Raw genomic sequence first — 12,148 nt, forward strand, 5'->3', positions numbered from 1 at the left:
AGTATTTTACCAAAATTATTTATTTTTAAAGGAGACACTATGACAATTGAACGATATACACGACCAGAAATGCGCGATATTTGGTCGTTACAAACAAAATATGACAGCTGGCTAGCCGTTGAGATTGAAGCTTGTCAAGCTTGGGCCAATTTAGGAGAAATTCCACAATCAGATGTGGACCTTATCCGTGAAAATGCAACTTTTACAGTTGAGCGCATTGAAGAATTAGAAGCTGAAACACGTCACGATGTTGTTGCTTTTACACGTTGTGTCAGCGAAAGTTTAGGTAATGAGAGTAAATGGATTCACTATGGTTTAACCAGTACCGATGTAGTGGATACAGCATACGGCTATCAATTAAAACAAGTCAATACAATAATAAAAAATGATCTGAATCATCTGATTGAAGTAGTTGGAAAAAAAGCGATTGAACATAAATATACCATTCAAATTGGACGAACCCATGGTGTTCATGCAGAACCAACTACATTTGGCTTAAAATTAGCAGGTTTTTATGCCGAACTTAAACGCCATCAAAAACGTTTTGCTCTAGCCAGTGAAGAAGTTGAAGCAGGAAAAATTTCCGGTGCGGTCGGGACTTTTGCTAATACACCGCCTGAAGTTGAGGCTTATGTTTGTGAAACGCTTGGAATTAGACCGCAAGATATTTCCACACAAGTTTTACCACGTGACTTGCATGCAAATTATATCGCAACCATGGCTTTAATTGCGACTTCAGTTGAACGTTTTGCGGCCGAAATTAGAGCCTTACAAAAATCAGAAACGCGTGAAGTGGAAGAATTTTTTGCTGCTGGTCAAAAAGGGTCATCGGCTATGCCACATAAACGGAATCCCATTGGTAGTGAAAATGTGACAGGTCTCGCTCGGATTATACGAGGATATATGATTCCTGCTTATGAAAATGTGTCTTTGTGGCATGAAAGAGATATTTCACATTCTTCAGCTGAACGGATTATGTTACCCGACATCACAACTCTATTAAATTACCAATTAAACCGCTTTGCGAAAATTATTGATGAGCTAACTGTATTGCCAGAAAATATGCTCGCTAATATGGATAAAACATTTGGACTTATTTATTCACAAAGAGTAATGCTAAAATTAATCGATAAAGGCTTAACTAGAGAATCAGCTTATGATTCGGTTCAGCCACTCACAAAAATTGCCTGGGATGAACAAAAGTCATTTATTGATTTAGTGCATGCGGATGAAAGTATTAATACTATTTTATCCAAAGAGGAATTAGATGAATTATTTGATCCGATGTATCATTTAAAAAATGTGGATACCATTTTTAAACGTGTAGGTTTAGAATAAATATGCTAAAAGTACTTTTAAAGATCTTATTATCTTGAAAGTACTTTTTTATATTTTATAGATATATGATTTTATTAATGATAAATTTGTCATTTCAATAAATATCTGTCATATTATAAGTATCATACACTTTAGGAGTTGGTATAAAAGATGATTGAATCAATAAGTGTTAATCAAGTTTTAGATGAATTAATCGAATTGTATAATGATGTTGAACACACAGGACTTCAATATTTTAAACATTGGGAAAAGCATATTGAACTAGAGTCCTTTTTAGAAAGTGCTAAAAACTTTAGTTACTATTTAGCATTACGCAATCATGATATTCGCAAAATTCAGGAACAATTGGTACCTTTAGGTTTATCATCCTTAGGAAGACTTGAGTCTAAAACGATGAGCAGCTTGGAAGCAGTGATATTTAATTTATCGCTATTAGCAAATAGAGAAACAGACATTAGTTTTCCTAGCAATGAGTCTTTTGTGGTGGGGGAGAAGCAGTTACATGAAAATATTGAACACCATTTTGGGGTAGAACCTAATAATCGTCATGGCCGTATTATGGTAACCATGCCGACTGAAGCTGCGTATGATCGCGAATATGTCCGTTCCTTGATTGAAGCGGGGATGAATGTGGCGCGAATTAATTGTGCCCATGATACCGAAGAAGAATGGTCGCAAATGATTGAAATAATACGTGAAGCGGCAGACGAACTTAATCAAGAAGTTAAAATTATGCTTGATATTGCTGGACCAAAAATTAGGACAGATTGGATTTTTACACGTTTAAAAAATCCTAAATTAAGAGTGGATGATCGTTTGATTTTGACCAGTGACTATAATCAATTACCTGAAATGAATGAAGCCAATGTCGTCGCTGGTTTTGATGTTGAAGAAATTATCCAAGCAGTCAAAGTCAATGACCCTGTATTAATTGATGATGGCTCAATAGAAACAGTGGTTGAAAAAGTGGATGAACATGCTATTCATCTTTTAGTGACCAAAGTGAAAGGAAAATCAGTCCGCTTAAAAGCTGAAAAAGGCCTTAATTTTCCAAAAACGCAATTCGAAGTCAATATCTTATCAGATAAAGACCGCAATGATATTAAATTTGCCAGTGCTCACGCAGATATTATTGCATGCTCTTTTGTACGTCATGGTCAAGATATCATTGAAATCCAAAATGAATTGAAAAAGCATTTAGGAGATAAGGCTAATGAAAAAGCGCTTTTGGCTAAAATTGAAACCGTCCAAGCCATTGAAAATCTTCCTGAAATTATTATGACAGCTTCAAGTAAAAATCCATTTAGTATCATGATTGCGCGGGGTGACCTTGCGGTTGAAAGTGGTTATATTCATCTGACTGAATTGCAACACGAAATTTTATGGTTATGTGAAGCGGCCAGTATTCCTGTTGTTTGGGGTACAGAAGTGCTAGCCAATATGATCAACAAAGGTATTCCAACACGTTCTGAGTTAACAGATGCGGCTGAATCTGCACGAGCCGATTGTGTTATGTTAAATAAAGGTGATTTTGTGATTGAAGCGATCGATATGCTCGACCAGATTCTGGAGAAAATGCAAGAACATCTTTATAAGAAGACCTCAAAATTAAGAGCATTAAATATCGCCAAAATGAAAGGCATAGAAATCGAAAAGTAAATCTGTGCTAAATATCAAAAACATCCACTCTAACAATTGTTTGTACTGTCGTTAGGGTGGGGGTTGTTTTTTTGTATAGTGAGATTAGCTAAACAGACAAATCAACGCTCTTGAATAATCTATTTAGGTCCTAAACTTACAGTTAAAAGACCTGACAGTTGAGGAACCCAGACTGATTAGACGAATAACAGGCAACTTTTCGTCTGATCTAGGGTTGATCTGACGAATAACAGGCAACTTTTCGTCTGATCCAGGATTGATCTGACGAATAACAGGCGACTTTTCGTCTGAACCAAGGCTAATCAGACGAATAATAAGCAAGGTTTCGTCTGATCCAGTGCTATTCTGACACAAAATAGACATTTATACGTCAGAAGCTCAACTTATTCAATTTACACAATTTTATGGACTTGACTCGAATCAAGCTACCCCAACTGTCTATTTAGCCCCTAAACTGACAAACCAAGGCAACCAAACTGCCTAATCAGCACTCAAACACTCACTAATCCTGGACAGCCGAACTAAATTCAAACGGTAACTTTGAAGCTTCGTTTTTCAAATAATCTTCGGCAAAATGACTATCGGCAATCCATTGAAAGACGGCAGACTCAGGAATGAAGACTGGCATACGATGATGAATTGATTGAATTTCAGGAATAGCATCTTGTGTTAGAATAATCGACTCGAAGTTATCATCTTGTCGGCGGAAAAAGCCGGCAGCATAAATTATTTCATCAGTGTGGATAAAATGCTTTTGTTTATTTTTATCCCATTCATAATAGCCGCTCATAGGAAATACGCAGCGGTATTTATTAAAAGGGTCTTTAAAGGTTGGTTTTTCAGTGACGGTTTCAGCACGTGCATTAATGAGGAGTTGCTTGTTGCGTGGGTTGCTGAACCCCCACTTGGTGTAGCCGGGGCTGACCGTTTTTTCTTTGTTGAAGCCAAGGGTTAAAATTGTACTGGAAGGAAAAACTTCTTCGGTCGCAATGTTTTGGTCAGGAAATTTTTCTCTCACAATATCTAAAAACTCTTTCACTTTGTCATGATAGGCATCTAAATAAAATCGACCACACATATCAACTCTCCTTTTCACAAGCGTTTTCATTGATGTTCTTTATAGCTTTAGGTATATTTATTATATAGAGAAGGCAATTATCAAGCAATGAAAAGAGGCTAGCCAAAAGCAAATTGGTGTAGTCTTTTTCCATTAGAAAGGAAGGAATATGGCGGTTGTTGTCTGTGAAATTCAGTATAGCATTCATGATAGTTTTTCACTAAAAGATAAGCGGCAGACGGTGAAAAGCATCATTGATCGTATGCGAAATAAATATCATATCGCAATTTCTGAAGTAGATGATCTGGATATGCATAATAAAACAACCATTGAGATGGCTTGTGTGTCGAATAGTCGTCAATTGGCACGGTCGATTTTAGATAAAGTGCAAGCAGAGATTGAATCGCTCTATTCGGTGGATGTCTTAAGTAGCTATTGGGATGAATTATAGAAAGAGGGCGGATATGAATGACAAAAAAAGTTTATACTGTATTTTGGGAAAATAAATTAAACGGTGAATTGAAGCAACATGGGACGTTTAAATCCTATGATGATGCTGTTTCTGCCATAAAAGCATGGTGGGAATTGCATGAATATCAACCTGAAAAATTTAAAGAAAAGCCTAATGGGCAAGTTACAAGAATTGAATATGGGCATCGTGATTACATTTATAAAATTGTTGAACGGGAGATTGAAGAGCAATTACCTAAAACTACTTATAGGCAAATGAAACAAGGTCAAATTGATGATTAAAGAAAAAAATATAATTTATCGAAAAATGATGGATTTTTATTTGATGAGTTGCCTGAACCTAGAAGGGATCGAATTATCGTAGCCATGGGCGATATTAATGCTGCAAGAAGTTATACTTATGATAATAAAGGGAAACCTATTACTAAATTTGTTAACATTTAACAATATACACCGGAAAATAATCATTTGATTGATATTATTATTTTCTATGGTACAATCAAATATGGATTATGATTACGAAGGAGATATTATGGACACTCTATTTGGTTTTGTCGAGCATTCTTTTGCGCCACTAGTTATTCATTTCTTGGAAATTACAGGTATTATAATTATCGCTTATGGTAGTATTAAAGCTATCTGGTTCTTTATTTTAAGTAAGTTTGACTTAAATAATCATGCGGTTAAGCTAACACTTGGAGAAGCGATGTCTTTAGCTCTGGAATTTAAACTTGGGGCAGAGATCATTAAAACCGTAATAGTTCGAGACTTGAATGAGTTATTTATTTTAGGTTTCGTTGTCGTACTCAGAATTGTTCTGACCTTTGTGATTCACTGGGAAATCGATGCTTTCAATATTGAAGAAGATAGACAAAAAATCGAACAAAATCGTCAAAACAATTAATAAAAACATTTCACTAGCAGTAGATGGTTTCCATTTACTGCTTTCATTTTATCAATAATAGGTGAGAGCGATGTTTTATAATAAAATTAGAGATAAAAAATTAGGAATACATACTACTGGAGTCAATCGATTATCAGCTAAAGACTACCCTGAAAATTTCCAAACGGAATCAACCGATTATTATGTGTTAGATGAATTATTTAAAAAGTATGCTTTGAGGACAACCGGTCGTTTTATTGATTTTGGATGTGGCAAAGGACGTGTCTTGTTTTATTTGCATCACCAATTTAATCAGCGTGTTGTAGGCATTGAGCTCAATCCAACCAGCTTTTCTGAATTAAACGAAAACCTAAAAAACTATTCAAATAAATATCCCCATTCTGAACAAGACTTCACCATTTACCAAGGTTATGCGGAAGAGTATCAAATTCAAGCTGAGGATACGATTTTTTATTTCTTTAATCCTTTTTCATTAAGAATTGTAAAGAAAATTTTTGAAAATATTCTCGATTCTATTTGTGAAGATCCTCGTGAAATCGAAATAATTTTCTATTATCCTAATCAAGCACTGATTAATCTAATTGACCAACTGCCACAAATTCAATTATTTGAATCGATACAAATCGAAGGAACAAGAGACAAAAATGACATTGTTAATATCTATCATGCAGTGATTGACTAGTTTTATAGCTGATATTTATTTTTTATTTTTTAATATACTTATATCATTTTATAATCAAATATGATGTTGAATGATGATTAATGTGCATGATGGCTGGATTATAGCTATTAATAAATAATATTATTCGCTGGTTGGAAGAGCGTTTAATTTAAACTTTGAAAATCTTCATGCTACACTTCTTATAATTCAATCGATAAACTTTTACGATTGAAATTACTAAGAGAGGAAGTTTTTAAGTTATGAAAAACAAAAAATTATTAACTCTATTAAGTGGTGCAGTCTTATTAAGCCAATTAGCGGCTTTCCCAATTGCTGCACAAGAAGATGAATCAGAAGAAGTAACAACAGAAGAATCTGTAAGTGAAGAAGTAACAGAAGAATCTGAAGCTGTTGAAACAGAGACTGAGTCTGAAGCAACTGAAGAAACAGAACCAACGGATCTTTTCGCTATTGGTGAAGACAATCCATTTACTGAAGAAGAATTAACTGAAAAAATTGTATTATTGAAAGATGTCCCTGAAGAAAACTTATATTCATATGAAGAAGTATCAACGATTTCTAATGATTTAATTTTAGCAATGCGTGATGCTGCTACAAACGGTGAAAAAATCACCCTTGAGCAATTCAATGAATTTGTGGGCGAAAATGCTGCTTCAGAAGTGTCTGAAACAGGAAGCAGTGAATTCCATCGCTATATCTCTGCTGAACCATTAAATGTAACAACATTGACAATTCAATTTTATGATGAAGGTAATGGTATGGAATTAGCTAACTTAGAAATTGAACACCATATTCCTTCAAACTATGAACCATTAGATATTACTGAAGAAGAAGTTGTTGAATTATCGAGTGTAGATGGTTTCGATTCGCAACTTGTTGAAAGATTAGGTTTACCTGTTTTACAACAATTTGTTCACTTATCTGATGGTGTTGTAACAACTTACACTTGGAGAGATGAAGAAGCTACGGAAGACGGAACGTTAGAAGAATTAGTGGTTAAGGTTAACCCAGAATTACGTTTTGATTCATATGAAATTACTTTCGTTGGTGAAGAAGCTACCGAAGAAACAGAAAGTACAGATGATACAACAGAAGAATCTACTGATGCTACTGAATCAACAGAAGAAACGGTTGAAGAAGAGAGCACAGAAGAATCTGCTGAATAATTTTATAGCCTTTCCTTTCGATCTACCCAAATTTTGTTTGGGTAGATTTTTTATTTGATTTTGCTAGTTTGGCAATTTATTTACACTTTAAGGTTGACAGCTTATATTTAGATGTTATAATAGTATAGTAAAACTGAATAAGATTTGTTAGGTGAGGCTCCTATGCAAACATAGGCTATTGCCCAAAAATGTCGAGAGACAGGAATGGGTAGGACAGGAATTGATCGAGCTAAGGCTTTTCCCAAAATAGCTAAAAACATTATTGTTTTTTACGTTGTATAGTGCTGAAACTCCACGATGAAATCACAAATATTTTTTTTGTGCCTATTTTTAGAGTCCTCACTTTTTGTGAGGGCTCTATTTTGTTTTACAAATAAATATCTGGAGGTGACGCAGTTGATAAAAAGGTAACATGCAACATTCAAATGACTCAGATCGTATTAATTAAACATTTAAAAGGAGGTTGAATACAAATGGACGATAGTTGTCGAAGTTATTATTTACAAAATAAGTTGGGAAATTTGAGCCGTTATTGTCTATTTGTATTCAAGACTTTAATTTAGCTCTGTTTCCCAAAAAGGAGGAAATATTATGCAATTCACAATGGAATTCATTTTTTTTATGAGTATTGCATGGTTTTTACTAAAATTCTTTTGGGGAAAGAAGGGCGAATAAAATGAAAAAAATTACAATGAATTACAATGAAATCGCACGTTTAACGAATGAACAATTAAAAGAAAAATTTGATTTAACACATGAAGGTTATACTAATGAACAAGTAGAGAAAATAAGAGAAGAATTTGGATCTAATCATATCGAAAGCGGTAAAAAACAACCATTTATATTTGAGCTTTTAAAAGCCTATTTCACACCTTTTACCTTGATTTTATTAGTATTGGCCGTTATTTCTTTTATAACAGAATTTTGGTTTGTTCCTGCTGGCGAAAAGGATCTGTTTACCGTGATCATTATTTTAGCCTTAGTCTTTATTAGTGGAACAATGACGTTAATTCAATCGATTCAATCCAATCAAGCAAGTGAAAAGTTACAATCAATGGTAAATGTTACAACATCCGTATTAAGAAATGGGCAATTCAGTGAAATACCAATAAATGATGTTGTCCTTGGTGATAGAGTTCAATTATCAGCGGGAGATATGATTCCAGCGGATATGCGTTTGACCAATACGAAAGATTTATTTATTTCACAAGCATCGCTGACGGGAGAAAGTTACCCAGTTGAGAAAAAAGCCCATCCGAAAGTAGTTAAAAATGAATCAACGACTAGTATTGAAAATATTGCTTTTATGGGGAGTAATGTCATTAGTGGTTCTGCACAAGGTATCGTGATAGCAACTGGAAAGACGACTTTGTTTGGACAAATTGCTGAAGATGTGGCTAGCAAACAACCTCTAACTAATTTTGAAATCGGGATTAATAAAACATCCATGCTGTTAGTTCGTTTTATGATTGTGATGGCCATTTTAGTTATCCTGATTAATGGCTTTTCAAAGGGTGATTGGTTACAAGCAATTCTATTTGGTTTATCCATCGCAGTTGGGTTAACTCCAGAAATGTTGCCCCTCATTGTGACTTCAAACCTTGTCAAAGGATCAAAGACAATGGCAGAAGAAGGCACTATTGTTAAAAATTTAAATGCTATCCAAAATTTCGGAGCGATAGATGTTTTGTGTACCGATAAGACAGGGACGTTAACTCAAGATAAAATTGTATTGGAATATCATTTAAATCTCGAAGGTGAAAGTGATAAACGGGTATTACGTCATGCATATCTCAATAGCTACTATCAAACAGGCTTAAAAAATTTAATGGACCATGCGGTGATTGAAGCAGCTGAAAAAGAATTAGATATTGCTTCATTTAAATTTGAAAAAGTAGATGAAATTCCATTTGATTTTGTTCGTCGCAGAATGAGTGTTGTTGTTGAAGATCCAAGCGGAAAAACACAAATGATTACAAAAGGTGCTATCGAAGAAATGCTTTCAATATCAAGCTTTGTAGATTACAAAGGAAATGTTGTAGAACTTGATGAAGCGATGAAAGAAAAAATTCTTAAAAATGTTGAAAAATTAAACGGTGAAGGATTCCGTGTTGTCGGTGTTGCGCAAAAAAATAATCCATCAGTCATCGATGAGTTTTCAATTAAAGATGAGAGTGAAATGGTATTAATCGGCTATTTAGCTTTTCTTGATCCACCAAAAGCATCTACCATTGAAGCAATAAAAGCTTTAAAGGAACATCAAGTGAATGTAAAAGTGTTAACCGGTGATAATGCTCTTGTGACACAAGCTGTCTGCAAACAAGTAGGCATTAATGCTGACTATTATATAAGCGGTGATGAAATAGAGCAGATGTCAGCCAATCAATTAAAAGAAGCCGTTGAATCATGCAATGTTTTCGTGAAATTAAGTCCACGTCAAAAAGCGACACTAGTTGAAACATTGAAAGGAAATGGACATGTGGTTGGTTTTATGGGAGATGGTATTAACGATGCGCCTGCAATGCGGATGGCAGATGTTGGTATTTCAGTCGACAATGCCGTCGATATTGCCAAGGAGTCCGCTGATATTATTTTGCTTGAAAAAGATTTAATGGTATTAGAGCAAGGTATCATTTCTGGACGCATTGTTTTTGGGAACATTATGAAATATATCAAGATTACAACAAGTTCAAATTTTGGAAATATTTTCTCAGTCCTATTAGCATCGATTTTCCTACCATTTTTACCAATGTTACCAATTCAACTACTAACCCTTAACTTAATTTATGATATTTCATGCATGGTTATTCCTTGGGATGTCATGGATTCAGACTATCTCTATGAGCCTAAAAAATGGAAAGCTGATTCAATCAGTCGTTTCATGGTTTGGTTTGGACCAGTTAGTTCAATTTTCGATATCTTGATATTTATTGCCTTATATTTCTTTATTAATCCATCCGTTTTAGCTGGTAACTTTACACAATTAGCAACGGTTCAACAAGAGCAATTTGCGACCTTATTCCAATCAGGCTGGTTTGTATTCTCACTATGGTCACAAACATTAGTCCTATACGGATTGCGTACCGAAAAACAATCTTATTTAGAGTCAAAGCCATCCAATATTTTTATACTCATTACCAGTCTGGCTTTAGTTTTTGGTAGCAGTTTACCTTATACCATACTTGGTGAACATATTAACCTAACTGCACTACCTTTAACATTCTGGTCATGGATGGCTGCACTTGTAGTTTTATACCTTGGATTAATCAACTATGCAAAGAAAACTTATATCAGACGAAATGGTTATCTTCTGTAATCAAAATAAATATTATTAGTGGATAATAATAAAAAATGGTATGATAAATTCATCAGAAACCACATAGAGGATGAATGAATTTGAATTTATTGCAACCAATAATGGATAACTTTTTTAAATTTGATTTTATCATTATTTTAATTGCTATCGGAACAGCATTTTTATATGCAAAATGCCTAAACTCAAGTAAACAATTATTGAAAATTTTAGAACCAAAAGCCAATTTAGCTCTTGGAACGACCACGCGTGATCAACTCAACCACCATTTGGATTACTACTTAGATGCAAAAGGCGAGCACCAAATCCTTGATAAGTTAAAAGATGTCAATGCCCTTTATATTATGTTCAATAATATTTGTGCCATTTTCCCTCTAATGGGATTATTAGGAACGGTTATTTCTCTAATTCCAATGGTTGGAACAATGGAAACTGAACTTTTCTTTATGGCATTGACGTCAACTTTTTGGGGAATTGTTTTTGCTATCGTCTTTAAAGCATTAAATGGTATCCTCCAGGCACGTGTTGAAGAATCGAATCAAAAAATTAATACTTATTTACTGCGAAAAGATGCCCGTGAAGCTAGAGACCTTTCTCTTTCAGATGAGGGTGGTATTTTGAATGTTTAAGCATGAAATGACCATCGACTTAACGCCATTATTAGATGTCGTTTTGATTTTGCTTTTTATGATTTTAACGACACAAAATACAACAACACAAGAAACGATCACTGCATTACAAGATGAAGTTTCACAACTTGAACGAAACCAACTACCAACGAACCAATCTGAAGAAGCCTGGTTAAGGACATTTCAAGAATCGATTGGTAAGATAAATATCGTCTATCCAACGGATCCAACAAATAATAATATTTTTGCAATCGGAGAAGATGATTACTTATCATTAAAGTCTGATACGGTGGATCTGTCAACTTGGTTAATCCAACAAGTGGAACGATTCGAAGAAGATGTTATTATCGTCAACTTTAGTTATAATAATGATACGATTTACTATCAAGATTATTTAAATATGGTCAATGCGATAACAGCATTGGATAAGGAATTTGACCAAACGATTGTCTATCGTGAAGAAATCATTGATGGTGAATTAAGTAATCCAGAATAAGGAGATTTTTTATGTCAAGAGAAAAGAAATCGAATAACACTTTAAAAACAGCAGGAATAGGGATACTTTTAATTGGATTGATTGGTTTTGGTGGGAATGAACTAGGTCTTTTCGGACAGGATGGTTTATTTGGTTCAAATAACAACGGTGAAGAAACAACCAATATTTCTTCAACTGAAATAAATGATGAAAATGCGATAGAAACGATTCATTTAACTGTTAATGAAGATACCATTTTTTGGAATGACGAAGTCGTCGATGAAGAAACCTTGATTAACAATATAGAAAATACAGATGAAAATGTTCAATTTACTGTTACCGACCAATCGGCGATTAAAGCTACCTATGACACCCTTATCAATGCCTTGACCGAACATAACCGCGAATATACTGAAACACATTTACGTTAATAAATATCACTGCGTAAAATCAA

13 protein-coding genes and 1 riboswitch are annotated in these 12,148 nt (G+C 34.3%); of the genes, 11 read left to right on the top strand and 2 right to left on the bottom strand.

Features of this window, described 5'->3' with window-relative positions:
* Positions 1 to 39 precede the first annotated feature (39 nt).
* Together purB and ACTQ54_RS04745 are read left to right on the top strand one after the other, a co-directional pair.
* Positions 40 to 1,338: an adenylosuccinate lyase gene (gene purB / locus ACTQ54_RS04740; protein ID WP_441755010.1), complete on the top strand. Its 1,299-nt coding sequence runs from the start codon at positions 40 to 42 to the stop codon at positions 1,336 to 1,338.
* 150 nt (positions 1,339 to 1,488) lie between these two features.
* Positions 1,489 to 2,997 (top strand): pyruvate kinase, encoded by a 1,509-nt coding sequence (locus ACTQ54_RS04745; RefSeq protein ID WP_441755011.1) that lies wholly within the window; start codon positions 1,489 to 1,491, stop codon positions 2,995 to 2,997.
* 123 nt (positions 2,998 to 3,120) lie between these two features.
* Here ACTQ54_RS04745 and ACTQ54_RS04750 read toward each other — a convergent pair whose 3' ends face one another.
* Both ACTQ54_RS04750 and ACTQ54_RS04755 read right to left on the bottom strand, forming a co-directional pair.
* Positions 3,121 to 3,351 carry a hypothetical protein gene (locus ACTQ54_RS04750; RefSeq protein WP_441755012.1) on the bottom strand — a complete coding sequence of 77 codons (231 nt, stop codon included), beginning with the start codon at positions 3,349 to 3,351 and terminating at the stop codon, positions 3,121 to 3,123.
* A 148-nt stretch (positions 3,352 to 3,499) separates the two neighbouring features.
* Positions 3,500 to 4,075: an SOS response-associated peptidase gene (locus tag ACTQ54_RS04755; RefSeq protein ID WP_441755013.1), complete on the bottom strand. Its 576-nt coding sequence runs from the start codon at positions 4,073 to 4,075 to the stop codon at positions 3,500 to 3,502.
* A gap of 148 nt (positions 4,076 to 4,223) precedes the next feature.
* Here ACTQ54_RS04755 and ACTQ54_RS04760 point away from each other — a divergent pair, with 148 nt between their 5' ends.
* The 9 genes from ACTQ54_RS04760 (at position 4,224) to ACTQ54_RS04800 (ending at position 12,125) form a co-directional block, all read left to right on the top strand.
* A complete protein-coding gene (locus tag ACTQ54_RS04760) occupies positions 4,224 to 4,505 on the top strand; it encodes a DUF503 domain-containing protein (protein ID WP_441755014.1) in 282 nt (93 codons plus the stop codon).
* A gap of 17 nt (positions 4,506 to 4,522) precedes the next feature.
* A complete protein-coding gene (locus ACTQ54_RS04765) occupies positions 4,523 to 4,807 on the top strand; it encodes a hypothetical protein (protein ID WP_441755015.1) in 285 nt (94 codons plus the stop codon).
* A gap of 250 nt (positions 4,808 to 5,057) precedes the next feature.
* The gene (locus ACTQ54_RS04770; RefSeq protein WP_441755016.1) at positions 5,058 to 5,429 is read left to right on the top strand and encodes a DUF1622 domain-containing protein; all 372 of its coding nucleotides are present in this window, start codon (positions 5,058 to 5,060) and stop codon (positions 5,427 to 5,429) included.
* A 70-nt stretch (positions 5,430 to 5,499) separates the two neighbouring features.
* Positions 5,500 to 6,111: a methyltransferase domain-containing protein gene (locus ACTQ54_RS04775; protein WP_441755017.1), complete on the top strand. Its 612-nt coding sequence runs from the start codon at positions 5,500 to 5,502 to the stop codon at positions 6,109 to 6,111.
* 239 nt (positions 6,112 to 6,350) lie between these two features.
* The gene (locus ACTQ54_RS04780; RefSeq protein ID WP_441755018.1) at positions 6,351 to 7,277 is read left to right on the top strand and encodes a hypothetical protein; all 927 of its coding nucleotides are present in this window, start codon (positions 6,351 to 6,353) and stop codon (positions 7,275 to 7,277) included.
* A gap of 136 nt (positions 7,278 to 7,413) precedes the next feature.
* Positions 7,414 to 7,587: riboswitch (M-box (ykoK) riboswitch) on the top strand.
* 366 nt (positions 7,588 to 7,953) lie between these two features.
* On the top strand, positions 7,954 to 10,593 hold the full coding sequence (gene mgtA, locus ACTQ54_RS04785; RefSeq protein WP_441755019.1) for a magnesium-translocating P-type ATPase: 2,640 nt from the start codon (positions 7,954 to 7,956) through the stop codon (positions 10,591 to 10,593).
* Positions 10,594 to 10,673: 80 nt separating this feature from the next.
* Positions 10,674 to 11,219: a MotA/TolQ/ExbB proton channel family protein gene (locus tag ACTQ54_RS04790; RefSeq protein ID WP_441755020.1), complete on the top strand. Its 546-nt coding sequence runs from the start codon at positions 10,674 to 10,676 to the stop codon at positions 11,217 to 11,219.
* Entirely contained in the window at positions 11,212 to 11,715 is a 504-nt protein-coding gene (locus tag ACTQ54_RS04795; RefSeq protein ID WP_441755021.1) for a hypothetical protein, read from the top strand. Before ACTQ54_RS04790 ends, ACTQ54_RS04795 begins: the two co-directional genes overlap by 8 nt.
* An 11-nt stretch (positions 11,716 to 11,726) precedes the next feature.
* Positions 11,727 to 12,125: a hypothetical protein gene (locus ACTQ54_RS04800; protein ID WP_441755022.1), complete on the top strand. Its 399-nt coding sequence runs from the start codon at positions 11,727 to 11,729 to the stop codon at positions 12,123 to 12,125.
* The last annotated feature ends 23 nt before the right edge of the window (positions 12,126 to 12,148 follow it).

Source organism: Fundicoccus sp. Sow4_H7, assembly GCF_052115865.1.
Classification (GTDB): domain Bacteria; phylum Bacillota; class Bacilli; order Lactobacillales; family Aerococcaceae; genus Fundicoccus_A.